At 64.9% G+C, this 25,588-nt stretch carries 25 protein-coding genes; 21 read left to right on the top strand and 4 right to left on the bottom strand.

Going from position 1 to position 25,588, the window contains the following annotated elements; all coding sequences use genetic code 11:
- From IRZ12_RS03770 to rpsL, 4 genes are all read right to left on the bottom strand, one after another.
- The coding region (locus tag IRZ12_RS03770) for a GTP-binding protein (RefSeq protein WP_033453371.1) at positions 1–98 on the bottom strand (98 nt) is incomplete at its 3' end.
- Between the two features lie 58 nt (positions 99–156).
- On the bottom strand, positions 157–2,259 hold the full coding sequence (gene fusA, locus IRZ12_RS03765) for an elongation factor G (RefSeq protein WP_296464285.1): 2,103 nt from the start codon (positions 2,257–2,259) through the stop codon (positions 157–159).
- Between the two features lie 78 nt (positions 2,260–2,337).
- The gene (gene rpsG, locus IRZ12_RS03760; RefSeq protein ID WP_296464282.1) at positions 2,338–2,808 is read right to left on the bottom strand and encodes a 30S ribosomal protein S7; all 471 of its coding nucleotides are present in this window, start codon (positions 2,806–2,808) and stop codon (positions 2,338–2,340) included.
- A 160-nt stretch (positions 2,809–2,968) separates the two neighbouring features.
- A complete protein-coding gene (rpsL, locus tag IRZ12_RS03755; RefSeq protein WP_296464278.1) occupies positions 2,969–3,346 on the bottom strand; it encodes a 30S ribosomal protein S12 in 378 nt (125 codons plus the stop codon).
- Positions 3,347–4,077: 731 nt separating this feature from the next.
- On the opposite strand from rpsL, the gene IRZ12_RS03750 reads away from it, so the two are divergent.
- From IRZ12_RS03750 to IRZ12_RS03650, 21 genes are all read left to right on the top strand, one after another.
- Positions 4,078–5,052, top strand: a complete 975-nt coding sequence (locus tag IRZ12_RS03750; RefSeq protein WP_296464275.1) for a tripartite tricarboxylate transporter substrate binding protein — start codon at positions 4,078–4,080, stop codon at positions 5,050–5,052.
- Positions 5,053–5,080: 28 nt separating this feature from the next.
- Positions 5,081–6,073 carry an ABC transporter substrate-binding protein gene (locus IRZ12_RS03745; protein WP_296464274.1) on the top strand — a complete coding sequence of 331 codons (993 nt, stop codon included), beginning with the start codon at positions 5,081–5,083 and terminating at the stop codon, positions 6,071–6,073.
- Positions 6,074–6,080: 7 nt separating this feature from the next.
- The gene (locus IRZ12_RS03740; RefSeq protein WP_296464272.1) at positions 6,081–6,944 is read left to right on the top strand and encodes a xanthine dehydrogenase family protein subunit M; all 864 of its coding nucleotides are present in this window, start codon (positions 6,081–6,083) and stop codon (positions 6,942–6,944) included.
- A gap of 12 nt (positions 6,945–6,956) precedes the next feature.
- On the top strand, positions 6,957–7,463 hold the full coding sequence (locus IRZ12_RS03735; protein WP_296464270.1) for a (2Fe-2S)-binding protein: 507 nt from the start codon (positions 6,957–6,959) through the stop codon (positions 7,461–7,463).
- Positions 7,453–9,813, top strand: coding sequence for a xanthine dehydrogenase family protein molybdopterin-binding subunit (locus IRZ12_RS03730; protein ID WP_296464267.1), 2,361 nt, complete (start codon positions 7,453–7,455; stop codon positions 9,811–9,813). The genes IRZ12_RS03735 and IRZ12_RS03730 overlap by 11 nt, the downstream gene beginning before the upstream one ends.
- A gap of 14 nt (positions 9,814–9,827) precedes the next feature.
- Entirely contained in the window at positions 9,828–10,616 is a 789-nt protein-coding gene (locus IRZ12_RS03725) for an SRPBCC family protein (RefSeq protein ID WP_296464264.1), read from the top strand.
- A gap of 68 nt (positions 10,617–10,684) precedes the next feature.
- On the top strand, positions 10,685–10,993 hold the full coding sequence (locus tag IRZ12_RS03720; protein ID WP_296464261.1) for a non-heme iron oxygenase ferredoxin subunit: 309 nt from the start codon (positions 10,685–10,687) through the stop codon (positions 10,991–10,993).
- Positions 10,968–12,254: an FAD-dependent oxidoreductase gene (locus IRZ12_RS03715; protein WP_296464259.1), complete on the top strand. Its 1,287-nt coding sequence runs from the start codon at positions 10,968–10,970 to the stop codon at positions 12,252–12,254. Before IRZ12_RS03720 ends, IRZ12_RS03715 begins: the two co-directional genes overlap by 26 nt.
- A 28-nt stretch (positions 12,255–12,282) precedes the next feature.
- Positions 12,283–13,572, top strand: coding sequence for an aromatic ring-hydroxylating dioxygenase subunit alpha (locus IRZ12_RS03710; protein ID WP_296464256.1), 1,290 nt, complete (start codon positions 12,283–12,285; stop codon positions 13,570–13,572).
- Between the two features lie 26 nt (positions 13,573–13,598).
- Complete coding sequence (locus IRZ12_RS03705) at positions 13,599–14,120, top strand: aromatic-ring-hydroxylating dioxygenase subunit beta (RefSeq protein WP_296464252.1); 522 nt, start codon at positions 13,599–13,601, stop codon at positions 14,118–14,120.
- 48 nt (positions 14,121–14,168) lie between these two features.
- A complete protein-coding gene (locus IRZ12_RS03700) occupies positions 14,169–15,092 on the top strand; it encodes an amidohydrolase family protein (protein WP_296464288.1) in 924 nt (307 codons plus the stop codon).
- 176 nt (positions 15,093–15,268) lie between these two features.
- Positions 15,269–16,360 (top strand): TRAP transporter substrate-binding protein, encoded by a 1,092-nt coding sequence (locus tag IRZ12_RS03695; RefSeq protein WP_296464249.1) that lies wholly within the window; start codon positions 15,269–15,271, stop codon positions 16,358–16,360.
- Between the two features lie 25 nt (positions 16,361–16,385).
- Positions 16,386–18,815 carry a xanthine dehydrogenase family protein molybdopterin-binding subunit gene (locus tag IRZ12_RS03690; RefSeq protein ID WP_296464244.1) on the top strand — a complete coding sequence of 810 codons (2,430 nt, stop codon included), beginning with the start codon at positions 16,386–16,388 and terminating at the stop codon, positions 18,813–18,815.
- Complete coding sequence (locus tag IRZ12_RS03685; RefSeq protein ID WP_296464241.1) at positions 18,812–19,648, top strand: xanthine dehydrogenase family protein subunit M; 837 nt, start codon at positions 18,812–18,814, stop codon at positions 19,646–19,648. The genes IRZ12_RS03690 and IRZ12_RS03685 overlap by 4 nt, the downstream gene beginning before the upstream one ends.
- Positions 19,645–20,823: a 2Fe-2S iron-sulfur cluster-binding protein gene (locus IRZ12_RS03680; RefSeq protein ID WP_296464238.1), complete on the top strand. Its 1,179-nt coding sequence runs from the start codon at positions 19,645–19,647 to the stop codon at positions 20,821–20,823. Before IRZ12_RS03685 ends, IRZ12_RS03680 begins: the two co-directional genes overlap by 4 nt.
- 82 nt (positions 20,824–20,905) lie before the next feature.
- Positions 20,906–21,658, top strand: a complete 753-nt coding sequence (locus IRZ12_RS03675; RefSeq protein WP_296464236.1) for an Asp/Glu racemase — start codon at positions 20,906–20,908, stop codon at positions 21,656–21,658.
- A gap of 25 nt (positions 21,659–21,683) precedes the next feature.
- A complete protein-coding gene (locus IRZ12_RS03670) occupies positions 21,684–22,511 on the top strand; it encodes an alpha/beta hydrolase (protein ID WP_296464234.1) in 828 nt (275 codons plus the stop codon).
- Positions 22,512–22,554: 43 nt separating this feature from the next.
- A complete protein-coding gene (locus IRZ12_RS03665; RefSeq protein WP_296464230.1) occupies positions 22,555–23,598 on the top strand; it encodes a 2,5-dihydroxypyridine 5,6-dioxygenase in 1,044 nt (347 codons plus the stop codon).
- A complete protein-coding gene (locus IRZ12_RS03660; protein ID WP_296464229.1) occupies positions 23,595–24,227 on the top strand; it encodes an isochorismatase family protein in 633 nt (210 codons plus the stop codon). Before IRZ12_RS03665 ends, IRZ12_RS03660 begins: the two co-directional genes overlap by 4 nt.
- Before the next feature lie 94 nt (positions 24,228–24,321).
- Complete coding sequence (locus tag IRZ12_RS03655) at positions 24,322–24,837, top strand: MarR family winged helix-turn-helix transcriptional regulator (RefSeq protein ID WP_296464225.1); 516 nt, start codon at positions 24,322–24,324, stop codon at positions 24,835–24,837.
- A gap of 57 nt (positions 24,838–24,894) precedes the next feature.
- The coding region (locus IRZ12_RS03650; RefSeq protein WP_296464223.1) for an MFS transporter at positions 24,895–25,588 on the top strand (694 nt) is incomplete at its 3' end.

The following is a 25,588-nucleotide window of genomic DNA, read 5'->3' as shown; positions in this document are numbered from 1 at the left end:
GTGATCGCCGCCGTCAACGTCGTCTTGCCGTGGTCAACGTGACCGATCGTGCCCACGTTCACGTGCGGCTTGGTACGCTCAAACTTGCCTTTTGCCATGTTCTCTCTTCCTGCAGTTACCTGGAGGTTTAACGAATACTCTGCCCTAGCGCCCTAATTACTTGGCGCGGGCGCTGATGATTGCGTCGGCGACGTTCTTCGGCGCTTCCGCGTAGTGCTTGAACTCCATCGTGTACGTGGCGCGGCCCTGGGTCGCGGAACGCAGCGCGGTGGAGTAACCGAACATCTCGGCCAGCGGAACTTCGGCCTTGATGATCTTGCCGCCGCCAATCATGTCCTCCATGCCCTGGACCATGCCACGCCGCGAGGACAAGTCGCCCATCACGGTACCGGCATATTCTTCCGGCGTCTCGACTTCCACGGCCATCATGGGCTCGAGCAGCACGGGGTTGGCCTTGCGCATGCCTTCCTTGAAGGCCATCGAGGCAGCCATCTTGAACGCGTTTTCGTTCGAGTCCACGTCGTGGTACGAACCGAAGAACAGCGTGACCTTGACGTCCACCACGGGGTAGCCGGCCATCACGCCAGACTGCAGGGTCTCGATACAACCCTTCTCCACCGCGGGGATGAACTCGCGAGGCACCACGCCGCCCTTGATGGCGTCGACGAACTGGAAGCCGCCACCGGGTTCCAGCGGCTCGATCTTGAGCACGACGTGACCGTATTGGCCGCGGCCGCCCGACTGCTTGACGAACTTGCCTTCGGACTCTTCGCAAACCTTGCGGATGGTTTCGCGGTAGGCGACCTGGGGCTTGCCCACGTTGGCCTCGACGCCGAACTCGCGCTTCATGCGGTCGACGATGATCTCGAGGTGCAGCTCGCCCATGCCGGAGATGATGGTCTGGCCGGACTCTTCGTCGGTATGGACGCGGAACGACGGATCTTCGGCGGCCAGGCGGTTCAGCGCGATGGCCATCTTTTCCTGGTCGGCCTTGGTCTTGGGTTCGACGGCCTGCGCGATCACGGGCTCGGGGAACTCCATCTTCTCCAAGGTCACGACGGCTTCGGGATCGCACAGGGTTTCGCCCGTGGTCACTTCCTTCAGGCCCACGGCGGCAGCGATGTCGCCCGCGCGGACTTCCTTGATCTCCTCGCGCTGGTTGGCGTGCATCTGCAGCAGGCGGCCAATGCGCTCTTTCTTGCCCTTGATCGAGTTGTAGACGGTGTCGCCCGAGCTCAGCACGCCCGAATACACGCGGATGAAGGTCAACTGGCCGACGAACGGGTCGGTCATCAGCTTGAACGCCAGCGCGGAGAACTTCTCGGCGTCATCGGCCTTGCGGGACACCGGCTGGTCATTGGCGTCGGTGCCTTCGACCGGCGGAATGTCGACCGGCGAGGGCAGGTAGTCGATGACGGCGTCGAGCATGGCCTGCACGCCCTTGTTCTTGAACGCGGAACCGCACAGCATCGGCTGGATCTCGCCGGCGATGGTGCGCTGGCGCAGCGCCGCCTTGATCTCGGCCTCGGTCAGCTCGCCCGTTTCCAGGTATTTGTCCATCAGCTCTTCGGACGACTCGGCAGCCGCCTCGACGAGCTTCTCGCGCCACTCGTTGCAGGTGTCGACCAGCTCGGCCGGAATGTCGGCGTATTCGAACTTCGTGCCTTGGCTGGCCTCATCCCACAGGATGGCCTTCATCTTGACGAGGTCGACCACGCCCTTGAAGGAGTCCTCGGCGCCGATGGGCACTTGCAGCGGCACGGGGTTGGCCTTCAGGCGCAGGCGCATCTGCTCGTACACCTTGAAGAAGTTCGCGCCGGTGCGGTCCATCTTGTTGACGAAGGCGAGGCGCGGAACCTTGTACTTGTTGGCCTGGCGCCAGACGGTTTCCGACTGGGGCTGCACGCCACCCACGGCGCAGTACACCATGCACGCGCCGTCGAGCACGCGCATGGAACGCTCGACTTCGATGGTGAAGTCCACGTGCCCCGGGGTGTCGATGATGTTGAAGCGATGCTCGGGATAGTTACCCGCCATGCCCCGCCAGAAGCAGGTGGTGGCAGCCGAGGTGATCGTGATGCCGCGTTCCTGTTCCTGCTCCATCCAGTCCATCGTGGCAGCGCCATCGTGCACTTCGCCGAGCTTGTGGTTGACGCCCGTATAGAACAGGATACGTTCGGTAGTGGTGGTCTTCCCTGCGTCGATGTGCGCAGAGATGCCGATGTTGCGGTAGCGCTCGATCGGGGTCTTGCGGGCCATGATCGGATTTCCTTGGTGACTGGGCTGTCGGCCCGCGACGATCGGCCGCGGGCCACTGAAAAACAAAAGGTGCTGTGCTTACCAGCGGAAGTGGCTGAACGCCTTGTTGGCCTCGGCCATCTTGTGGGTGTCGTCGCGCTTCTTGACCGCGCCGCCGCGACCTTCCGCGGCATCCATCAATTCGCCCGCCAGGCGCAGGTCCATGGACTTCTCGCCACGCTTCTTGGCTGCCTCGCGGATCCAACGCATAGCCAGGGCCAGGCGGCGCACGGGGCGCACTTCAACCGGCACTTGGTAGTTGGCGCCGCCCACGCGGCGGCTCTTGACCTCGACGATGGGCTTGACGTTGCCGATCGCCTGACCGAACACCTCGAGGGGGTCTTTGCCGGTCTTGGCCTGAATTTGTTCGAGGGCGCCATAAACGATGCGCTCTGCAACGGCCTTCTTGCCGGAGAGCATGACGACGTTCATGAATTTGGCGAGTTCCACGCTGCCGAACTTCGGATCGGGCAGGATTTCACGCTTGGGTACTTCGCGACGACGAGGCATTTCTACTTCCTATCTCTTCAGTTGAACCGCGAGCTTTGCCCGGCGGCCGTGGCCAGTCTAGAGAGCTTGCGCCCTGACGGGCCCCTTACTCGTGCCTGTCCTGCACACCAGGACGCGGCGACGGGACGGTATTGCTGTTATTGCTCGAAAACCTGACGCATCAAGCCTTCTTGGGGCGCTTGGCGCCGTACTTCGAACGCGCCTGCTTGCGATCCTTCACGCCTTGCAGGTCGAGCGCGCCGCGAACGATGTGGTAACGCACACCCGGGAGGTCCTTGACCCGGCCGCCGCGCACGAGCACGACCGAGTGCTCTTGCAGGTTGTGGCCCTCACCGCCGATGTACGAAATCACTTCGTAACCGTTGGTCAGGCGCACCTTGGCGACTTTCCGCAGAGCCGAGTTCGGCTTCTTGGGGGTGGTGGTGTACACGCGGGTGCAAACGCCGCGACGCTGCGGGCTGCTTTCAAGAGCAGGCGACTTGCTCTTGGCGCGAGTGGATTCGCGCGGCTTGCGCACGAGTTGGCTAATAGTTGGCATAAGCCCTCTTCCGTAACCTTCTAGGGTCTTTGGGTTTGGTCTGCGGCCTACGTCACAAGGCCCAGACACCTACAACAGCCGCCCGACACGACCTCGCGCAGGAAGCCGCCGCCGGGAAACCCGGAAGAGGAACATGCACGGGCCGCACGATCGTGCGGCATGAAAACCTGCTGGGGGAGGAACGCCGCGACGCGGCTCTTGAGAAAGGCAGAAGCTTGAAAGAGACATCCGTGCACTTTGCCGAATGCTGCAGTTCTGCGCATCAAAGAACGCGCGGCCCGGGCGAGCCGACTCCAGAGAGCTTGCCATAATAGCTCGCATCGAGCCAGGATGTCAACGCATCCTTTGCGCCAGATTCCAGCGGGACCGCTCCCTTCCTTCCCTCTTCTTATATATATATAGGAAGCGTCCCCGACGGCGCCGTCGCCCAAGGTCGCCCAGGCGCAGGGGCAAGGCGGACACGCGGCCGGAACGGACGACTAAACACCAAGGCCGCTCCGGGCGACATTGGCCCGGAAATTGCACTGCTGAAGACTGCACGCCCACGGTCGCACCGGAAGGGAAATCCTCGGACCGGATTTTAGGTGATTCCCCCAATGAGCGACCGGAAAAATGATCAGTATAGTGCATATATTAATCAGCCTACTGAGCATTTTGGTGCGTTGCGGCACACATTGAGTGCGCCGATTTCATCAACCTTGACCCAAGCGAGTCCAATTATGGTGAGCAAAATGTTCGTCCGTCTGCTGTACGTGCTGGTCCTGGTCGCCACCCCGCTCATGGGCCGGGCTGCCGAAATCAAGCCGGCACCCACCTTCCCCATCAAGCCCGTCGAAATCATCGTGCCTTACGCCGTGGGCGGCGGCGTCGATATGCTGGCCCGGCTCATCGCCGACCAGCTCGGCAAGCTGGGCCAACCCGTCATCGTCGACAACAAGCCCGGGGCAGGCAGCACGGTAGGCACCCGCATCGTCGCGGGCAAACCCAAGGACGGACATTCGCTGTTGATGATGAACGACGCCTACTCCCTGGCGCCGGCCATCTACAAGAACCTCGGCTACGACCCCAAGAAGGACTTGGAGGCCGTCATCAACGTGGCCTACGCCCCCATGCTCGTGGTCGTGCCGGCCAATTCCCGGTTCAAGACCTTCGCCGACATCGTGAACGAAGGGCGCAAGAGCGGCGCCAAGCTCTCTTACGGCTCCTGCGGCGCCGGCACCGACCCGCACCTGGCCGGCGAAATGATGAACATGGAATTCAAGATGCAGAACGTGCACGTGCCCTACAAGGGCTGCGGCCCGGCGATCGTCGACGTGATCGGCGGCCAGGTCGACCTTGGGGTCGTCACCATCTCCGGCGCCTTGTCGCACATCGCGGCGGGCAAGCTCCGCGCGCTGGCCATCACCTCGGCCGAGCGCTCGAAAGCCGTCCCCGATGTGCCGACCATCGCGGAGAGCGGCGCCCCCGGCTTTCACCTCAGCCAATGGCAAGGCATGGCCGTCCCGGCAGGCACGCCCGAGAACGTCAAGCAGGACGTCTACAAAACGATCTCCGCGATCATGCAGACCCCGGCCATGACCAAGCGCCTGGAGGACCTCGGGTACACCACGGCGAACGAAGGGCCCGCGGCGTTCCAGAAAATCGTCAACGACGATATCGACCGCTTCGCGGCGCTGGCCAAGAAGATTGGCCTGACTGCAGATTGACGACGCATCCCACCAAGAGGAAATCCCGATGAGCAAATTGAATCTCAGCCTTTCCGTCGGCAACTACGACCGCACCCAGGCACTGTTCGATGGCCGGGTGAGCATCGAAGGCTGTAACGTGCGCGCTGTGCCCCTGGAGCCCGAGGAAGCCTTCCATCGCGCCTTCCGTTACGAAGAATTCGACGTGACGGAAATATCCATGAGCAGCCACATGATGACTACCGCGCGTGGCGACAACAAATACATCGGGATCCCGGCGTTTCTGTCGCGGGTGTTCCGGCACTCCGGCATCTACATCCGGACCGATCGCGGCATCAAGAGTCCCGAAGACCTGCGCGGCAAGACCATAGGCGTGCCCGAGTACCAGATCACCGCCAACGTCTGGATACGCGGCATCCTGGAGGACGAATACGGCGTCAAGCCGACTGAGATCCATTGGCGGCGTGGCGGCATCGAAGAGCCCGGCCGCGGCGAACGTGCTCCCATATCGCTCGATCCCGCCATCGACCTGCAACAGATCCCGGACGACAAGACCTTGTCCGGCATGCTCGAATCCGGCGAGATCGACGCATACATCGGCGCGAGGGCGCCGTCCTGCTTCCTGCGGGGCGCACCCAACGTGGGCCGGCTGTTCGACAACTACCTTGAGGTCGAAAAAGACTACTTCCGCCGCACCCGCATCTTCCCCATCATGCACATGGTGGGCATACGCAAATCACTGGTCGAGGAGAACCCGTGGCTACCGGTGAGCGTGTACAAGGCTTTCCTCGAGGCCAAGCGGCTGGCGGTCAAGGAGCTGAACGAAATCTGCCACCTTGCGGTCACGCTGCCGTGGATGGTCCACCATCACAACGAAGCCAAGGCCCTCATGGGAGACGACTATTGGCCTTACGGGCTGGAGGCAAACCGGCACGTCATCGAGACCTTCGCCCGCTACCACCATTCCCAGGGCCTCTCGGTGCGGCTGGTGAAGCCGGAAGAGCTGTTCGCGCCGTCCTCCCTGGACTTGTCCAAGATCTGACGTCGCCATGAAAGCGCCGGACGTCGATTACGTCGCTCCCCGCAGCCTCGAAGAGGCGCTGCGATGCCTCGCGCATACCAAGAATGCGCGCGTACTCGCCGGGGGGCAGTCTCTCATGGCGATGCTCAACATGCGCTTCGCCTTCCCGGATTGCCTGGTAGACATCAATCGCATTCCGGGCCTGGCCTACATCGAAGACGACGGGCAAACCGTTCGCATAGGCGCCATGACGCGACAGCGGGAGGTCGAATTCTCGGACCTCATTCGCTCCCGCTTGCCCATTCTGCACGAGGCGGTACTGAACGTGGGGCATCGCCAGACGCGTAACCGCGGGACGGTGGGTGGCAGCCTGTGCCAGCTCGACCCATCGGCCGAGATCCCGACCATTGCGATGGCGCTCGACGCGCAAATCCATATCGACAGCGTGCGCGGGCGCCGGACGCTGTCGATGGCGGAGTTCCCGGCCGATTACATGACGCCGGCATTAGAGCCGGACGAAATGGTGACTGGCGTGTCGCTGCAGCCCTGGGACGCCGGCCACGGCTGGTCCTTCCTGGAGTTCTCCAGGCGGCATGGCGACTTCGCCATCGCCTCCGCGGCCGTGCTCATGCAGTTCGAGGGCGACGGACGGGTCGGGAGATGCGCGATCACGCTCGGCGGGGTGGCATCCGCCCCGGTTCGCGTAGCCCGTGCCGAAGCCGCGCTGCTCGGGACCCGCGCCGAGGATGCGGACATCGATGCGGCCGCCGCCCTATGCGCGGAAGTCGAAGCAGCCTCCGATGCCTACGTGCCGGGCTGGTACCGGCAGCGCCTGGCACGGGGATTGGTGGGCCGGGCCGTACGGCAGGCGCGTTCGCGTGCAATCAGATAGGAAAACCTTGCTATGACGCACGACCCGAAAGCCAGGACGATCCGCATGACGGTCAACGGCAAGCCATGCGAAGGCAAGGCATCGCCGCGGGTGCACCTGGCCGACTTCCTGCGCAACGAACTCAAGCTGACCGGCACGCACGTGGGATGCGAACACGGCGTCTGCGGCGCGTGCACCGTGCTGGTGGACGGCATTTCGGCCCGCAGCTGCCTGATGCTGGCCGTGCAGGGGGAAGGCTGCGACATTACCACCGTCGAGGGACTCGCCCCCGACGAAGACATGCTGCATCCGCTACAGCAGGCCTTCCACGAACATCATGCCTTGCAATGCGGCTATTGCACCCCTGGCATACTGATGTCGTTGACCGAGCTGTTACACAGCAATCCCGACCCGGACGAAGCCGCGGTGCGGGACGTGCTGTCCGGCCACCTGTGCCGCTGCACGGGGTACCAGAACATCGTGGCGGCAGCGCTGCATGCCGCCCGGATCATGCGGGAGCGAAGCCATCATGCACGCTGACCTCCAAATCAACGCCAAGCCCGGCATGGGAGAGAGCTCGCCCCGGCTCGAAGACGATGCCCTGCTGCGCGGACAGGCCTGCTTTCTCGACGACGTCCGGATACCCGATGCGCTGCACGCCTGCTTCGTCCGCAGCCCCCATGCCCATGCCCGGCTGCTCGCCATCGACGCGCAGGAGGCCCGCCGCATGCCGGGCGTGGTGGCGGTCTATACCCGCCGCGACCTGTTCGGCCACATCACTTCCTGGCGCATGCCGCTCGGCTTTCCGCTGGCCGCCCTGCCCGACAACACGACGCCGTTCGCGCTCGCCGGGGACGAAGTCGCCTTCGTGGGCGAAGCCTATGCCGTCGTGGTGGCGCGGAGCCGGCACGAGGCCGAAGACGCGGCTGCGGCCGTGCAGGCGGAATTCGAAGTATTGGAAGCGGTCGCGGACTGCCGCGACGCCGTGCGCGAGGGCGCGCCGCCGGTACGCACCGAGCTGGCCAGCAATGTGCTGCAGGACTACACGCTCGCCTACGGCGATTGCGACGCCGCCTTCGCCTCGGCCGACATCGTGATCGAAGACGAGTTCTGGATGCACCGCGGCTGCGGACACCCCATGGAAGGACGCGGCGTGGCGGCGATGCTCGATCCGGCGACGGGAACGCTGACGGTGTGGTCGTCCACCCAGATGGCGCACGAGCTGCACTACACCATCGCCCACATGCTAGACCAGCCGGAGGACAAGCTGCGCGTCATCACGCCGGACGTGGGAGGCGGCTTCGGCGCCAAGTTCATGATTTATCCGGAGGAAATCGTCATCCCCGCCGTGGCCCGGGCACTCGGGCGCCCCGTCAAATGGGTGGAAGACCGCCGGGAGAATTTCCTCACCACGATCCAGGAGCGAGACCAGTACTGGCGCGTCTCGGTGGCCGCCGACCGCGAAGGCAGGCTGCTCGCCATCCGTGGGAATTTCATCCACGACCATGGCGCATACACGCCGCAAGGCACCAACGTTCCCTATAACGCAGCATCGTCCATGACCGGTCCTTATACGGTCCCGGCCTTCTCGCTGCGGGTCCAGGTCGCCCATACGAACAAGGTGCCGGTCGCGACCATCCGTGGCGCGGGCTATCCCCAGGCCGCCTTCGCCATGGAGCGCATGATGGACAAGCTGGCGGCTACCCTGGGAATAGACCGGCTGGAATGCCGCCGCCGCAATTTCATCACGCCGGAGAAGATCCCTTACACCAAGCCTCTCAAGTCCCGCGCCGGCGTGCCCCTGGTGATAGACAGCGGCGACTTTCCAGCCCTGCAGCGACGTGCGGCCGAGGCCATCGACTATGACGGCTTCGAAGCGCGCCGGCAGCAATCGGCGCAAGCGGGATTATTGCGCGGCATCGCCATCGCCAACAGCGTCAAGCCGACCGGGCGCGGCCCCTACGAGACGGCCCGGGTCAAGATTCATCCGTCCGGCCGCATCATGGTCCACACCGGCGCACTGGCCATGGGGCAAGGCATCAAGACCACCCTCGCGCAGTTGTGCGCAGCCCAGCTTGGCGTAGACCCACGCGCCGTCGAAGTGGTGGCCGGCGACACGGCCCACGTCGGCTACGGCATGGGCGGCTTTGCCAGCCGCCAGGCCATGATGGCCGGCTCGGCGGTGTCGATGGCCGCTGCCCGCGTGCGAGAAAAGGCGCTAACCGTGGCCGCAGCCATCCTCAAGACGGACGCCGAACACCTGACGCTGCGCGACGGGGAAGTGATCGGGCCAGAACCTGACCAACGGGTGTCGCTCGGCCGCCTTGCCATGCTGCTCAAGGGCGTGCCGGGCTACGCACTGCCCATTGCCAGCGAACCCGGGCTGGACGAAACCGTGCATTTCCACTGCGATGCCCAGGCGTACGCAGGCTCCTCGCACGCCTGCGAGGTAGAGGTCGATCCGTTGACAGCGGCGGTGCGCATTCTTCGCTATGTCGCCGTGCAAGACAGCGGGAATTTGATCAATCCACAGCTGGCGCACGGACAAGTCCATGGCGGCGTGGTGCATGGCATCGGCAACGCCTTGTTCGAATGGATGGGCTACGACGCCAATGCCCAGCCGCTGACCACGACCTGCGCCGAATACTTGTTGCCCACGGCGCCCGAGGTCCCGAACATCGAAGTCATTTTCCAGCCCTCTCCGACCGCGTTGAATCCGCTCGGGGCAAAGGGCATAGGCGAATGTGCGACGGTTGCGGTGGCCGCTGCGGTCATCGGTGCGGTCGAAGATGCGCTGCGCGATCGCGGCGTCCGGCTCACGGAATTTCCGCTGACGCCCGTCCGGCTGGCCGAACTCATCGACCCACCCGCGCAAGCGCTTTCTTCCTAAATCTTGGATGCCCCATGGAATTCACGAACCAATTTCACGTGCCGCTCCCCGTGGAAGACGCCTGGAAGCTCATGTTGGATATTCCGCGCGTCTTGCCTTGCCTGCCCGGCGCCCGGCTGAAGGAACAGGTGGGTGAGAACAAGTACCTGGGATCGATCACCGTTAGGCTCGGCCCGATCAAGCTGAGCTTTGACGGCCACGCCGAACTACTGCGGAAGGACGACGACCGCCATGTCGCCTGGCTGCGCGGCTCGGGATTGGATCCCAAGGGGCGCGGCTCGGCACAGTCGGAGTTCAGCTTTGCATTGGCACCGGCGCCTGCCGGCGGCACCGACGTCACCGTCACGACGCAGCTCCAGCTATCCGGTGCAGTCGCGCAATACGGTCGGGGCAGCGGCATGATCGCGGAAGTCGCGGCGCACATCCTCAAACAGTTCGAGCAGAACCTGGCGGCTTCCCTGCACGGCCAGCAGCCGCACGCCGCTGCCGTGCCCGCCCGCCCCGCGGAGGGCGCTGCGCAGCCCGTGCCATCCGCGCCACAAGCGGAGCAAACGCCTCCAACGGCGCCCACGGCAACGCCGACGGCCACGCCCGAAGCACAAGCCTTGCTATTGCAGGCCCAGGCCGTATTGGCACAAGCACAGGCCGTGCTCGCCGCCGCCCAGCAGTCCCTGCATCGGGACGGACATCCCGCGGCACGGCCCGCCGCCCCGGCACCGGAACTGAACATGCTGGGCATCGGTGCCAAAGCATTTTGGTCGCAGCTCAAACACGCCGTAGGAGGACGCTTCAGCCGCCGCTAGCTCGCTCGAGTAGATCGCCGCGGAACGCGGCGCAAGACAAGCTCAGCATACTGACAATGGAGTGCACGATGAATTGGACCCGTATCGCCACGGTAGGCGAAGTCGGTGATGACGAAGGATTGGCCATCAAGCTCGAGGGCCGGGACCTGGCCCTGTTCCGCAGCAACGGGGAGTTTTTCGTGACCGACAACATTTGCACGCACCAATACGCCTTGTTGACCGACGGGTACGTCGAGGACGGCTGTGTAGAGTGTCCGCTGCACCAGGCGCTGTTCGACCTGCGCACTGGCGAGGCGAAATGCGCGCCGGCCACGCAGCCGATCAAGGTCTATCCGGTGAAGGTGGAAGACGATGGCATCTACGTTTCCCTCGGATGACCATGCGGCGCCCATCGTGATCGTCGGCGCCGGGCAGGCCGGCGGCATGGCGGCGCGTTGCCTGCGCGAGGTGGGCTACCGCGGCGCGGTGATCATAGTCGGTGACGAAGCACATCTGCCCTACGAACGCCCGCCGCTGTCCAAAGCCGTGCTCGCCGATGAACAAGTGCCTGACATCTCCTTGATGCCGGCATCGTTCTACGCCGAACACGCCATCGACCTGAAAACCGGCACCCGGGCGATTCGGCTGGACGCCGACCGTCGCCAGGTGGAGCTCGAGGACGGAGCCATCCTTTCATTTTCCTCGTGCCTGCTCGCGACGGGGGGCCGCGCGCGACAGCTTCCCCTCTGCGCCGGGGCGGCCGCCGCCGTGCACACGCTGCGCACGCTGGACGATGCGCTGCGCCTGCGCGAGGCCATGCGCACGGCAAACAGCGTGCTCATCATCGGGGGCGGTTTTCTTGGCCTGGAAATCGCCTCCACCGCGCGCATGCGCGGGCTCGAAGCCATGCTCGTAGAACAGGCACCGCAGCTGCTCGAGCGGGCGCTTCCCCCCCTGTTGTCACGGTGGCTGGGCGAGCGGGCCGCGGCGCACGGCGTGCAGTTGCACCTGAATGCCTCGCTCGCCTCGTTGTCGGAAGATGCGGGCGGCGTGCGCGCCGTGCTCGGCGACGGCGCGACGCTTCGAGCCGACCTGGCCGTGGTCGCCGTTGGGCTGGCCCCCGAAGTCACGCTCGCGCGCGAGGCAGGCCTTCGCATCGACGCGCACAACGGCGGCATCGTCGTGGATGCGCATTGCCGGACCAGCGCCGCGTCCGTATTTGCGGCGGGCGACTGCACCAGCAGACCGCACGCCGCCACCGGCGCGCTAGTGCGACTCGAATCCTGGCAGAACGCCAACGAACAGGCCCGCATCGCGGCCGCGGCGATGCTGGGCATCGACACGGCGCCGGCGGCGACCCCTTGGTTCTGGACGGACCAGTTCGGCTGCAACGTCCAGATGCTCGGGCACCGTGATCCGGCGCTCGACTATTACGTCCGCGGCACGCTGCCTTCCGGATGCGAATCCGGCAAGGCGCTGCTGTTCGGCGTCCGCGAAGGCCGCCTCGAACACGTCGTCGCCATCAATGCCGGCGGCGACCTGCGGGCTTTCCGCGACGCCGTCGATCAACCCCTCGCCTGCGCCCCCCAGGCGCTGTGCGATCCCGACGCACCAGCCAAGCAGCTCGCGCGCCTGGCCCTCGGGCGGGCGCGCACTTAGATCCACGCGATCGACAGGAAGAAGCATCATGTACAAGAACCAGGAAGTCCTCGATTACACAGTCAGCAGCAAGGACGCCCCGGCCGACCAATACACCTGGCCGAAAGAGGGCGACTATGTGATTCCCGACTGGGTCTACACCAGTCAATCCGTCTACGACCGGGAAGTCGAAAGGATCTTCAAGGGCAAGACGTGGAACTTCGTCGCCCTGGAGGCGGAGATTCCGTCTCCTGGCGACTACAAGCGTTCGTACGTCGGCCCGATTCCCGTCGTGGTCACGCGCGCCGAAGATGGCAGCATCCACGTGTTCGAGAACCGGTGCGCCCACCGGGGAGCGGAATTCTGCCGCACGCCCATGGGCAACGCACGCGAATTCGTCTGCCCCTATCACCAGTGGTCGTACGACCTCAAGGGCAATCTGCAGGGAATCCCGTTCAAGCGGGGCGTCAACAAGCAGGGCGGCATGCCGCGCGACTTCCGCAACGAAGACCACGGGCTGCTCAAGCTGCGTGTCACCACGCGCCACGGCGTGGTGTTCGCTTCGTACTCGTCCGAAGTCGAGCCGATCGAAGAGTATTTGACGCCTGAAATCCTGAAAGACTTCGACGTGGTGTTCCCGGGCAAGCCGCTCAAGATCCTCGGCTATTACAAGAACGAGCTGCCCTGCAACTGGAAGATGTACCACGAGAACCTGAAGGACCCATACCACGCCACCCTGCTCCATTCGTTCCTCGTGGTGTTCGGCCTGCTCGTGGCGGGCAACGAATCGGCCATGATCGCCGACCCGGTGCATTACCGGCACGGGACGATGGCCTCGGCCAAGAAAGACGACAAGTACGCGTCGGTAAGCCCGGAAACGAAAAAGGAAATGCGTTCGTTCCACGACGGCCTGCGATTGCTGGACGATCGTTTCCTCGACTTCGTCAAGGAGTTCGACTCGCCCTGGTCGGTCACCATGCAGACCATATGGCCCAACCTCGTCGTCCAGCGCGAGATGAACACCCTTGGCGTGCGCCACATCGTGCCGAACGGCCCGCACAGCTTGCTCATGATTTGGACGATGTTCGGGTATGAGGACGACACCCCCGAGATGGTCCGTCACCGGCTGCGCCAGGGGAATTTGATGGGCCCTGCGGGCTTCCTCGGCCTCGAGGACAACGAAGCCATGAAGTTCGTGCAAGAGGGCGTGCGCCGCAGTAGCACCGACCTGAACATCGTCAAACTCGACGCCGACAACATCGGGACGTCGAACTCGCTCATTTCCGAGGCCGCGATCCGGGGTATGTACCGCTACTACCGGAGCGTAATGGGATTCTGATGGACGAGCCCCCCATGGACACCGCAATGACTACGCTGCAAATCAACGGATACGTTCCCTCCCGGTTAGATCCGCGGCGTGCCGCCGAGCTTCGCCCCGAGGTCGAGCACTTCAACATTGAGTACTGCGCCGTGCTGGACAGCGGCCAGGTCGAAGACTGGCCGCGCTTCTTCACGGAGGACTGCATCTACCGCATCACCGCGCGCGAGAACGCCCAGCTCGGCCTGCCGGTCGGCCTGGTCTACGCCGAGGGGCGCATGATGTTGCAAGACCGGGCCGTCGCCATCGCACGCACGCAGATGTTCGCGCCCCGCACCATGGTGCACATCCTCGGCCCGGCGCGCGTCCTGGCCGAAGAAGGCACCGACATCCTGGCCCAATGCAACTTCATCCTGCTGCAAACCCTGGTGGAAGGGCCGACCACCCTGCACCTAGCCGGCACCTATTACGACCGGCTGCGGCGGACCGCCGAAGGATTACTCCTGCAAGAACGACAGGTGATTTACGAATCGTCGATCATCGCCAACGACCTGGTCTACCCCGTATAGGAGAGTGAAGTGAAGACCTTCAGCAAGATTGCGCTCGAAGAGCATTTCATGATGCCCGGCTTCGAGGCTTATTCGAAACGCTTCCTCTCCCACATTGAGCCATCGGCGCAGCGGGAACTCGCGCAGCGCCTCGCCGACTTCGACGCCCTGCGCCTGGAAGAAATGGACCGCGCAGGCATCGAGCTCGTCGTGCTGTCGCAGTCGGGGCCAGCCGTCCAGGCCGAGCCCGACGTCGAAAAGGCCATCGGGCTTGCCAAGGACAACAATGATTTCCTCGCCGAACGCATCGCCCGGCGGCCCGATCGCTATGCGGGCTTCGCCATGCTGCCCATGCAGGACCCCCAGGCGGCAGCGCGCGAGCTCCAGCGCTGCGTGAAAGAGCTGGGCTTCAAGGGCTCGCTGGTCAACGGCCACACCCTCGGCCGCTACTACGACGGGCGCGAATACGACGACTTCTGGGCGTGCATGCAGGAGCTGGACGTACCGATGTACCTGCATCCCATCGACGCGTGGCGCCCGCTGCATGCGCTGAGCGATTTCCCCGTGCTGCAAGGAGCGAGTTGGGGCTGGACCGTGGAAACGGCCAGCCATGCCTTGCGGCTACTCTTCGGCGGAGTGTTCGACCGCTTTCCGCGCCTGAAGATCATCCTGGGCCACATGGGAGAAGGGCTGCCCTTCCAACGCTGGCGCTTCGACAGCCGCTTTGCTGCATATCCCTTCGGCGTCACCCTGCAGCGCAAGCCTTCGGAATACATCGGCACCAACATCGTCATCACGACCTCGGGCGTCTGCTCGCACCCCGCGCTGCTCGGGGCGGTGGGGGAAATGGGCGTGGAGGCAGTCATGTTCTCGGTCGACTATCCCTACGAATCGACTGAGCTCGCCGCCCAGTTCATCGATAGCGCACCGCTTGAGCCGGCCCAACTGGAGGCCATCTGCCGCGGCAATGCGGCAAGGCTGCTCAAGCTATGAGCGGACGCATGGCCACCACCAAAAACAAGGCTCGCCCGATTCGTGCCAATCCCCATTGACACTCGGGTTTTCCTCAGTATGCTGAGTAAAAAATTCAGCACACTTCGTTTTTCGTAGCGTCACGTAGCAAGCACAGTCAGCAACGCCGTTCCTACCCGACAGACCAGGAGCTTCACATGCAACGACGCCGCTTTCTCGCTCAAGCCGCTGGGGCAGCCGCCGCCAGCGTGGCCGCGCCTGCCATCGCGCAAAGCAATCCCACGGTGAAATGGCGCATGTCCACCAGCTGGCCGCGCAGCCTGGACACCATCTTCGGATCCGCCGAAGAGTTATGCAAGCGCGTAGCCCAGCTCACCGACGGCAAATTCGAGATCCGCCCCTTCCCCGGCGGCGAGCTCGTTCCCGTACCGCAGAACATGGATGCCGTCAGCAACGGCACGGTCGAGTGCAATCACGTGCTCAGCACCGCGTACATCGGCAAGAATACTGCGCTGACGTTCGACACCGGCCTGTCGTTCGGCCTGAACGCCCGCCAGCACAACGCCTGGGTCCAGTACGGCGGCGGCCTGAAGATGCTGCGCGAGCTCTACGCCAAGTACAACATCGTCAACTTCGTCTGCGGCAACGTTGGCGTGCAAATGGGTGGCTGGTACCGCAAGGAAATCAAGTCCGTCGCCGACCTCAAAGGGATGAGCATGCGCATCGGCGGCATCGGCGGCATGGTGCTCTCCAAGTTGGGGGTGGTGCCGCAGCAGATCCCGCCCGGAGACATCTATCCCGCGCTGGAGAAAGGCACCATCGACGCGGCCGAGTGGATCGGTCCGTATGACGACGAAAAACTGGGCTTCCACAAGGTCGCGCCCTATTACTACTCGCCCGGTTGGTTCGAGGGCAGCGCCTCGATCACCACCATGGTGAACGAAAAGGCATGGCGCTCGCTGCCGCCCACCTACCAAGCAGCCTTCGAGTGCGCATGCAATGAGCAGACCATGAAAATGCTGGCCCACTACGATGCCCGCAACCCGGAAGCGCTGCGCAAGCTTATTGCCGGCGGCGCGAAACTGGGTTATTTCCCTAGGGAAGTCATGGACGCCGTCTACAAGGCTTCGCAAGAGCTGTGGGTCGAGCTGTCCGACAAGAACCCCGATTTCAAGGCTATCTATCCGGCCTGGAAGAAATTCCAGGAAGAAGGGGCCAGCTGGTTCCGGGTTGCCGAGAGTGCGCTCGACAACTACACCTTCGCTGCGGTCACGCGCAGTTCGAGGTAACCGAACCTAAAGTAGGAGCAAGGAGATGACAGAGCACGCGTGCACGGCCTCTTCCGCCCGCCAGGGCGTGGGGGCGCGGGTGCCGCGCAAGGAAGACGCGCGGCACCTGCACGGCAAGGGTAACTTCGTCGCCGACATGGCCATGCCGGGCTTGAGAGAAGTCGCATTTCTCCGCAGCCCGGTCGCGCACGCGCGCATCGCCGACGTGCGCGTGCCCGAATCGGCGCGGGATTGCGTGGTGTTGCGCCACATGATGGCCGATGCCGCGGACATCGCGGCGGACTCCACGCTGCCCACGTACCAGCCATCCACGCAACCCCCGCTGGCGAGCGGCAAGGTCCGCTTCGTCGGCGAACCCGTTGCCATGGCGTTCGCCCCTACTCGGGCCGAGGCGGAAGACATCGCTGAACTGGTCGAGGTCGATTACGACGAACTGCCAGTCTACGCCGACACCGACAGCGCCCAGCGCGCCACGGGAAATTTCGTCCATGAGCACTGGCGCGACAACGTATTCGTCACATTGAAGGCGGACCGGGATTTCGAGGAAAACGCCGCCCGGGCCGACCTCGTCGTGCACCGCCGGATCGACTTGGCGCGCCAATGCATGGTGCCCATGGAAGGCAAGGCGGTGCTGGCCTACTGGGACCATCGCGCCGACCAGCTGGTCGTGGTTAGCGCCACCCAGGTGCCACACATGATACGCAGCGTCCTCGCCCAGTGCCTGGGGCTGGAGCAGGCCCAGGTGCGAGTCATCTCGCCCGACGTGGGAGGCGCCTTCGGCTACAAGTGCGTGCTCCAGCAGGAAGAGCTGTGCGTCGCGTGGCTCGCCAAGGCCTACAAGCAGCCATTCCGCTATATCGAGGACAGGCGCGAGCACCTCACTGCCGGCGCCAACTCGCGCGAGCACCATTACGACATGACGGCCTACGTCGACCGCCGGGGCAAATTGCTTGCCCTGGACGCACGCATCACCATCGACGGTGGCGCCTATTCGGTGTGGCCGTTCACCATCGGGCTGGAACCCGGCCAGGCGATCGGCAACCTGCCCGGCCCCTACAACTTCCGGGGCTACCGGTGCGAAACCAAGTGCGTCGCCACCAACAAGCCAGGCTTCGTGCCCTACCGGGGCGTCGCGCGCACGGGCGTGTGCTTTGCCATCGAGCTAACCATGGATGCCATTGCCCGCGCCGTCGGCCGTGAACCCTGGGAAGTACGGCTCGAAAACCTGGTCACGCCCGATCAGATGCCTTACGTCAACGTCACGAACAAGCACTTCGACAGCGGCGACTATCCGGCCAGCCTGCGCAAGGCGCTGGAAATGATCAACGTGGAGGCGGTCCGGGCGCGGCAGGCCGCCGGCGAACCGGATGGCCGGCTCATCGGCGTGGGCGTCGCCACCTATACGGAGCAGGCCGCGCACGGCACGTCCGTATTCGCGGCCTGGGGCACGCCCATCATTCCGGGTTTCGACCAAGCCACCGTACGCGTCACGCCAGACGGGGGCCTGGAAATACGCGTGGGCGTGCATTCGCACGGCCAGGGGATGGAAACCACCTTTGCCCAGATCGCGCACGAAATCCTGGGCATCGATATCGCCCACATCAAGGTACTGCATGGCGACACTGGGCAGACGCCGTTCTCCACCGGCACCTACGCGTCGCGCTCGTTGGTCATGTCGGGCGGCGCGGTGTCGCAGGCCTGCAAGCGCCTGTTGCCGCGCATCCGGCACATCGCGGCCCATATGCTGGGCGGGGCGCCGGAGGAAATCTCGCCCGAAGGCGCCGGTTTTCGCGCCGGGGAACGCATCGTCACGGTACGCGACGTGGCTGACGCCTGGTACCTGCGGCCACAGCTGCTGCCCGCCGACGTGGACCCCGCTGGGCTGGAAGTCACCGTCGGCTACAAACCCGCCGTGGACACTGGCTGTTTCACCTATGCCAGCCACGCAGCCGTCGTGGCCGTCGATCCGCAGACCGGCGCGGTCGAGATCCTGGACTACGTCGTGGTGGAAGACTGCGGCACCATGATCAATCCCATGGTCGTGGAAGGCCAGACCATAGGCGGGATTGCACAAGGCATAGGCACTGCGCTGTACGAGGAAACGCCTTACGACGAAAGCGGACAACCGCTGGCCTCTACGCTCGCGGACTACATCTTGCCAGGGGCGACCGAAGTGCCCAGGATCCGCGTGCACCATTTCGAGACGCCGTCGCCCCACACTGAGTTCGGGGCCAAAGGCATGGGAGAAGGAGGGGCCATCGCGCCGCCTGCCGTCCTGTTCAACGCCGTCAATGATGCGTTGCGCGCAGTGGGTGCGGCCGAGCTGACGCGCACGCCGATGAGCCCGATACGCGTGCTGCAGGCCATTGAAGCCGGCGCCGCGTCGGATCGGGCGCAAGCAGCCCCCCAACCTGCGCCTGCGGGCAACCTTGCGCATGCGGAGGCCACGACATGAAGGCCGCAGCATTCGCCTACCACCGCGCCGCCACGGTCGAAGAAGCGCTGGCGCTGCTGAAAGAGCATGGGGGCCGGGCCAAACTCATGGCTGGTGGACAATCACTGGGGCCGATGCTGAACCTGCGCCTCGCCCGGCCGCCGGTCGTCGTCGACATCTCCGCCATCCAGGACCTGCGCCAAGTACGCGAGGAAGGCGACACGCTCTCGATCGGGGCCGGCATCACGCATGCAGAGATCGAGGACGGCCGCCACGCCCCGCTCCGGGGCACGGCCATGCAACGCGTCGCGGGCGGCATCGCTTACCGCGCCGTGCGCAACCGCGGGACCGTAGGGGGGAGCCTGGCCCATGCCGATCCGGCTGCCGATTGGGTGCTTGCCATGACGGCGCTGGGTGCCGAGATCGAAATCGCGGGCAGTACCGGCAAGCGGCGCGTCGCGATCGAAGACTTCATGCAAGGCGCCTACACCACTGTCGTCGGCGATACCGAGCTAATCACAGGCATACGCGTTCCGCGCGGCGGGCACGCCGCGCGCTGGGGCTACTACAAGTTCTGCCGCAAGCCCGGCGAGTTCGCCGACGCCAGCTGCGCCGCCTGGTTCGACCCAGCCACGCGCACGGCGCGCATCGCCATCGGCGCGCTCGATGGGGCACCGCGGCTCCTATCCACCCTGGCCGCCGAGGTCGCTGCAAAAGGGGCGGCCGCGGCAACTGCGTCGGCCATCGCCGCCGCGGTCGAGGACGCCATGCCAGACAAGGACGGACCTCATCGCAAGCTTCACACGGCGGCGGTCACACGCTGCCTGGCACAGGTTTTGGGGGATCGAGCATGACCGTGGTAGAAGTCGCGTTGCAAGTCAACGGCAAGCCTGTCTCGCACAAGGTGCCTGCACGAACGCACTTGGGCGATTTTCTGCGAGACCACGTGCGCCTGACCGGTACCCACCTCGGATGCGAGCATGGCGTATGCGGTGCCTGCACCGTCCTGATCGACGGCCAGCCCGCGCGCTCGTGCATTACTTTTGCGGCGGCATGTTCGGGACGGCACGTCACCACCATCGAGGGCTATGACGGCGATCCCGTCATGGAGCGCCTGCGCGCCGCCTTCACCCGCCACCATGCGCTGCAATGCGGGTATTGCACGCCGGGCATGCTAGCCACCGCCCGGGACATCGTGCTGCGCCTGCCCGACGCCGACGAATCGAGAGTACGCCTCGAACTGTCCGGCAACCTGTGCCGCTGCACCGGCTACATGGGCATCGTGGGCGCGGTAATGTCGGTGCTGGAGGATCTGCGCACGCAGCCCGATCCCGCGGTCCAAGCGCTGCGCGCAGCCGGGGGGGCGGCATTGCCCGCGACGCCCCCGCAGCCCACAGCATTCCAAGCTTTCGCTCCCGCGCAGTCCGCCGCCGCACCGCAGGCCGCGGCTTCCGAGCCCCCCGCCCGGAGCGCCGCCGGCAAGGCGAACGCCATCCAGGAAAGCTTCGAGGTTCCCTTCCCCGCCGACAAAGTCTGGGAGTTCATGGTCGACCTGCCTGCGGTCGCGGCCTGCCTGCCCGGCGCCACGATCGAGTCTCAGGAGGGCGACCGCGTCAAAGGCAAGGTGGCCATCAAGTTCGGCCCCATGTCGGCTGCCTTCAACGGATCCGCCCGCCTCGAGCGCGACGATGCGGCCAAGCGCGCGGTATTCCGCGGAGCCGGCCAGGACACCCTCAGCCAGTCCAGGGCAACGGGCGACATCGCCTACCGCGTGGAGCCCGCTGGCACGGGCTCGCGCGTACACGTCGAACTCCAGTACTCCCTGCAGGGCCCGCTCGCCCAGTTCTCCCGATCGGGATTGGTGCAGGACTTCGTCCGCCGGATGATCGCGGAGTTCGGGCGCAATGTATCGGCCCGGCTCGCCGCTCCATCGGACGGCGCCCCCATGCCGCAGGCCAAGCTCAGCCCGGCCGCGATGTTCTTCGACGTGCTGTGGGGCCGGATCAAGCGCTGGTTCAAGGGAGGCTGAGCGGCCGGGAGGTCACGGACACAACCTAGGATCCGCGCCGACCCTGGCGCCGAACCCTCTACCGACATCAAGGAAATCCGTCATGTTCAAGACTTATCGCATCGGCCAAATCGTGCCGAGCTCCAACACCACGATGGAAACCGAGATCCCGGCGATGCTGACGGCGCGCCAGCAGATCCGCCCTGAACGCTTCACCTTCCATTCGAGCCGCATGCGCATGAAGCACGTGGTCAAGGAAGAGCTCGCGGCCATGGATGCCGAGTCGGATCGCTGCGCGATCGAACTGAGCGACGCCAGGGTAGACGTGCTGGGCTATGCCTGCCTGGTCGCGATCATGGCCATGGGCCACGGCTACCACCGCCAGTCCGAAGAACGGCTCAAGCGCCACACCGCGGCCAACGGCGGGGACGCACCGGTCATCACCAGCGCCGGCGCGCTGATCAACGGGTTGGACGTCATAGGCGCCAAGCGAATCGCCGTCGTCGCGCCCTACATGAAGCCGCTTACCGAATTGGTCGTGGACTACATACGCAATGAAGGATTCGAGGTGGCGGACTATCGCGCGCTGGAAATCCCGGACAACCTAGAAGTCGGCCGCCACGACCCGGAAAAGCTGCCCGCCATCGTGGCGAGCATGGACACCCGCAACGTCGATGCCATCGTGCTGTCGGCCTGCGTGCAAATGCCCTCGCTGCCCGTGGTGGCCAAGGTCGAGGCACAGACCGGCAAGCCGGTCGTCACAGCGGCCATCGCCACCACCTACGCCATGCTCAAGGCGCTGAACCTGGAACCCATCGTTCCAGGCGCCGGCACCTTGCTGTCGGGCGCCTACTGAACATAACACTGCGACGAGCGAGCTCATGGGAGAAACCACTTTCCTCTACGGCGCCAATATCCGCGCCAACGGCATCCGCCAGCACTACCTGCGCTATGGCGGCACCTCGGGCGATCGCGCATCGCGCGACCCAATCATCATCGTCCCGGGCATCACCAGCCCTGCCGTGACATGGGGCTTTGTCGGCGAACGTCTCGGCCGGCATTTCGATACTTACATCATCGACGTGCGCGGCCGCGGCCTGTCGTCGGCCGAACCGGGCATGGACTACAGCCTCGACGCCCAGGCGCGCGACCTCATTGCGTTCGCGCAAGCACTGGACCTCCAACGCGTCAGCGTCCTGGGGCACTCCATGGGCGCGCGCATCGGCCTACGCGCCGCACGTCTCGGCATGCCGGCCATGGCGCGCCTCGTGGCCGTCGATCCTCCGGTCTCCGGCCCCGGGCGCCGCCCCTATCCCGCCAAGCTCGAATGGTACACAGAGTCCATGAAGTCGGCGCGGGCCGGAATGGACTGGACCGAAATGAAGCAGTACTGCCCCACTTGGTCGGAAGAACACCTGCGCCTGCGGGCGGAGTGGCTCCATACCTGCGACGAGACCGCGGTGCTGGCCAGCTTTGAGGGGTTCCACACGGATGACATTCATGCCGACCTGCCGCATATCCGCCAGCCCGTATTGCTCATGACCGCAGAGCGGGGGGGCGTCGTCGAAGACGCCGACGTCGAGGAATTCGGCCGGCTGCTGGGTTCGATGCAGACAGTGCGCGTCCGCGATGCGGGCCACATGATTCCCTGGGACAACGAGGAAGGTTTTTACGAGGCGCTTGGCTCTTTCCTGGGCGCCGCCGTATGAACCCGCCGTCCCCTCCGATCACCTTCTAGACAGGACACATCCCATGGCCATCAGCGACTATCCGTTCATCGAAGCCTGGCGCAAGGTCTTGACGCTGTCGCGCCTGGAGCCGGGCCAAACCGTCACCATCCTCACCAGCGCCACCACGCACCCGCAGACGCTTGCCTGCGCCACGACCGCCGCCCAGTCGCTCGGCGCCATCGTCAACCGCTTGGACTTGCCGCCCGTCAATGGCGAGAAAGCCCTGAGCCGGGATGCGCTGGCCTACCTCGGCACTACGCCCCTCACCGGCAACCGCGCCGCCATCGCGATGCTCGAGGCGAGCGACATCGTGCTCGACCTGATGACGCTGCTTTTCTCGCCGGAACAACATCAAATCCTGCAGACGGGCACCAAGATCCTCCTCGCCGTGGAACCGCCCGAAGTACTCATGCGCATGGTACCCAGCATGGAAGACAAGGAGCGCGTGACGGCCGCTGCGGCGCGCATCGCCGCGGCGCGTGAAATGCGCGTGCGCTCGGCGGCGGGCACCGACCTGCGTTGCCCCCTGGGCGAGTTCCCCGCCATCAGCGAATACGGCTTCGTGGACGAACCCGGCCGCTGGGATCACTGGCCCAGCGGCTTTGCCCTGACCTGGCCCAACGAGGGCCAGGCGCAGGGCCATATCGTCATTGACCGCGGGGACATTCTCCTGCCCCAAAAATGCTACGTGCAGGACCCCATCCACCTGACCGTGGAGAACGGCTATGCCGTTCGCATCGAGGGTGGGCTATCGGCCGAGCTCCTGCGCGACTACATGGAGTCCTTCAACGATCCCGAGGCCTACGCCATCTCTCACATCGGCTGGGGGCTGCAGCCCCGCGCGCGCTGGTCCACCCTCGGGCTGTACGACCCTGAAGCGACCATAGGCATGGACGCCCGCGCGTTCGAAGGCAACTTCCTGTTTTCGCTAGGCCCCAATAACGAAGCCGGCGGTAACCGCACCACCGCCTGCCACATCGACATCCCCTTGCGCAACTGCGACGTCTTCCTCGACGAACAACCGGTCGTGCGCCAGGGCAAAGTGCTAGACAAGGAGCAGAAATGACCGATCGGGACCTGGGCACCTACCAGCGCCAAGGCTTTGGCGCGTCGCTTTCCCTGGAAGGCCAGCCGGGATTGCTCATCGTCGACTTCGTCAACGGTTTCGCCGACCCGGACCAGTTCGGTGGGGGCAACATCGGGCCGGCCATCGAGCGCACCGTCGTGCTCTTGGCGCATGCGCGCGAGAATGGCTGGCCCGTGGCCCATACCCGGATCGTGTTCGCCGACGACGATGCCGATCGCAACGTATTCACCGAGAAAGTTCCCAGCCTGCTGGCGCTCAAGGAAAACTCCCCGTCCAGCCAGGTCGTGCCCCAACTTACGCCGCGGCCGGATGAGCTCGTGGTGCGCAAAACCGTGCCCTCGGCCTTTTTCGGCACCAACCTGGCCGCCTGGCTGACACACCGCGGCGTGCGCACGCTGGTGGTGGCCGGTGCAGTGACCAGCGGCTGCGTGCGCGCCAGCGTCGTGGATGCCATGTGTCACGGCTTCAGGCCGGTCGTCCCGTCAGACTGCGTGGGGGACCGCGCGCTGGGCCCACACGAGGCCAATTTATTCGACATGGCGCAGAAATACGCCATGGTCGCCCCGCTGGACGAAATATTGACGAAGCTCAAGGCGGCGCGCCGGTGACCACGCCCCTGCCCGGGGAAAGCGCCGGTCCACAGTATACTGAGCAAAACAAAGCGCGCCGACCGGCGCCCATGCACCTGGCGACACTCTCACGATGATCGATGAACAACCCGCGACCAAAAGTTCGGACAAAGATTCTCCCGCGCCGCTGTTCGACCCCGCCGAGCAAGTGCTCTGGTCTCGTCCGGGGTACCTGGTCCGGCGCCTGAACCAGATCCACTACGCGATGTTCTTCGAGGAATGCAGCAATGAGATCACCCCCGTCCAGTACGGCATTCTCACGGCGCTTTCCCTCCAACCCGGCAGTGACCAGAAAACCATAGGTCGGGAACTCGGCTTGGACCGCACGACCACCGCCGACGTGGTGAAGCGGTTGGAACGCAAGGGCTATCTGACCCGTCGGGTCGATCCCGAGGATCGCCGTTCGCGGCAATCCTTCATTACGGAAGAAGGATTGCGGGTCATGGCCCAGCTCCAGGAAGGCATGACGCGCGCGCAGAAGCGCCTGCTCGCTCCCTTGAGCAAGAAGGACCAAGACACGTTCATGCGGCTGCTCTCCCGGCTGGTTCAGGCCAATAATCACTACGGGCGCGCCGCCGCCGACCTCTGATCCGAATACGCCGCGCGGCGGGCGTTGCGCGGCGATTGGCTTTCCACTTCCCTCCCCATGCTAGGACTCATCCTGACACTGGCCGTCCAGGCCACCGCCTCGATGGCGCTGCTCGCGCTGCCCATGGTAGCGCCGGCGGTAGGCGCAGCCTTGGGAATGTCAGGCACGTTCGTCGGTTACTACATTAGCGCGGCCTACATCGGTGCCGTCCTGGGCAGCCTCCTGGCTGGCAGCCTCGTCCCCCGCCTGGGATCCATCCGGTCCAGCCAGCTCGGGCTCATATTGGTGGCGTCGGGCCTCGGCCTGTCCTGCACCGCGCACCTTGCGCCCATGCTCGTCGGCGCCCTGGTTCTGGGCTTGGGTTACGGCCCCATCACGCCGGCCAGTTCGCACCTGCTGGCCCAAACCAGCTCGCCGCGCCATCTCTCGCTGATTTTTTCGCTCAAGCAGACGGGCGTCCCACTGGGCGGAATGCTGGCCGCCGCGCTGGTGCCGCCGCTGGCCATGCGCACCGGATGGCAATGGGCCATCGCCGCGGTGGCCATCGCCTGCGCGCTATGCGCCGTGGCCGCCCAACCGCTGCGCCAGCGCCTGGACGGGGGGCTGCAACCCGGGCACCGGGGTTCCGGGCCCGGTGTGCTAGCTCCCATACGCCAGGTCTGGGCCCACCCTCCCTTGCGCATACTGGCCATCTGCTCCCTGCTTTACTCCGCGGTCCAGGTTTCGCTCACTACCTACACCGTCACCTTCC

The sequence above is a fragment of the Pigmentiphaga sp. genome (assembly GCF_019689535.1).
Lineage (GTDB): Bacteria > Pseudomonadota > Gammaproteobacteria > Burkholderiales > Burkholderiaceae_B > Pigmentiphaga.
This window is presented reverse-complemented; position numbering and strand designations above follow the sequence as displayed.

What these genes read in the sequence shown, in the direction of transcription:
- fusA (WP_296464285.1), bottom strand. Translation starts at nt 2,259, where the DNA reads ATGGCCCGCAAGACCCCGATCGAGCGCTACCGCAACATCGGCATCTCT.
- rpsG (WP_296464282.1), bottom strand. Translation starts at nt 2,808, where the DNA reads ATGCCTCGTCGTCGCGAAGTACCCAAGCGTGAAATCCTGCCCGATCCG.
- rpsL (WP_296464278.1), bottom strand. Translation starts at nt 3,346, where the DNA reads ATGCCAACTATTAGCCAACTCGTGCGCAAGCCGCGCGAATCCACTCGC.
- IRZ12_RS03750 (WP_296464275.1), top strand. Translation starts at nt 4,078, where the DNA reads ATGTTCGTCCGTCTGCTGTACGTGCTGGTCCTGGTCGCCACCCCGCTC.
- IRZ12_RS03745 (WP_296464274.1), top strand. Translation starts at nt 5,081, where the DNA reads ATGAGCAAATTGAATCTCAGCCTTTCCGTCGGCAACTACGACCGCACC.
- IRZ12_RS03740 (WP_296464272.1), top strand. Translation starts at nt 6,081, where the DNA reads ATGAAAGCGCCGGACGTCGATTACGTCGCTCCCCGCAGCCTCGAAGAG.
- IRZ12_RS03735 (WP_296464270.1), top strand. Translation starts at nt 6,957, where the DNA reads ATGACGCACGACCCGAAAGCCAGGACGATCCGCATGACGGTCAACGGC.
- IRZ12_RS03730 (WP_296464267.1), top strand. Translation starts at nt 7,453, where the DNA reads ATGCACGCTGACCTCCAAATCAACGCCAAGCCCGGCATGGGAGAGAGC.
- IRZ12_RS03725 (WP_296464264.1), top strand. Translation starts at nt 9,828, where the DNA reads ATGGAATTCACGAACCAATTTCACGTGCCGCTCCCCGTGGAAGACGCC.
- IRZ12_RS03720 (WP_296464261.1), top strand. Translation starts at nt 10,685, where the DNA reads ATGAATTGGACCCGTATCGCCACGGTAGGCGAAGTCGGTGATGACGAA.
- IRZ12_RS03715 (WP_296464259.1), top strand. Translation starts at nt 10,968, where the DNA reads ATGGCATCTACGTTTCCCTCGGATGACCATGCGGCGCCCATCGTGATC.
- IRZ12_RS03710 (WP_296464256.1), top strand. Translation starts at nt 12,283, where the DNA reads ATGTACAAGAACCAGGAAGTCCTCGATTACACAGTCAGCAGCAAGGAC.
- IRZ12_RS03705 (WP_296464252.1), top strand. Translation starts at nt 13,599, where the DNA reads ATGACTACGCTGCAAATCAACGGATACGTTCCCTCCCGGTTAGATCCG.
- IRZ12_RS03700 (WP_296464288.1), top strand. Translation starts at nt 14,169, where the DNA reads ATGATGCCCGGCTTCGAGGCTTATTCGAAACGCTTCCTCTCCCACATT.
- IRZ12_RS03695 (WP_296464249.1), top strand. Translation starts at nt 15,269, where the DNA reads ATGCAACGACGCCGCTTTCTCGCTCAAGCCGCTGGGGCAGCCGCCGCC.
- IRZ12_RS03690 (WP_296464244.1), top strand. Translation starts at nt 16,386, where the DNA reads ATGACAGAGCACGCGTGCACGGCCTCTTCCGCCCGCCAGGGCGTGGGG.
- IRZ12_RS03685 (WP_296464241.1), top strand. Translation starts at nt 18,812, where the DNA reads ATGAAGGCCGCAGCATTCGCCTACCACCGCGCCGCCACGGTCGAAGAA.
- IRZ12_RS03680 (WP_296464238.1), top strand. Translation starts at nt 19,645, where the DNA reads ATGACCGTGGTAGAAGTCGCGTTGCAAGTCAACGGCAAGCCTGTCTCG.
- IRZ12_RS03675 (WP_296464236.1), top strand. Translation starts at nt 20,906, where the DNA reads ATGTTCAAGACTTATCGCATCGGCCAAATCGTGCCGAGCTCCAACACC.
- IRZ12_RS03670 (WP_296464234.1), top strand. Translation starts at nt 21,684, where the DNA reads ATGGGAGAAACCACTTTCCTCTACGGCGCCAATATCCGCGCCAACGGC.
- IRZ12_RS03665 (WP_296464230.1), top strand. Translation starts at nt 22,555, where the DNA reads ATGGCCATCAGCGACTATCCGTTCATCGAAGCCTGGCGCAAGGTCTTG.
- IRZ12_RS03660 (WP_296464229.1), top strand. Translation starts at nt 23,595, where the DNA reads ATGACCGATCGGGACCTGGGCACCTACCAGCGCCAAGGCTTTGGCGCG.
- IRZ12_RS03655 (WP_296464225.1), top strand. Translation starts at nt 24,322, where the DNA reads ATGATCGATGAACAACCCGCGACCAAAAGTTCGGACAAAGATTCTCCC.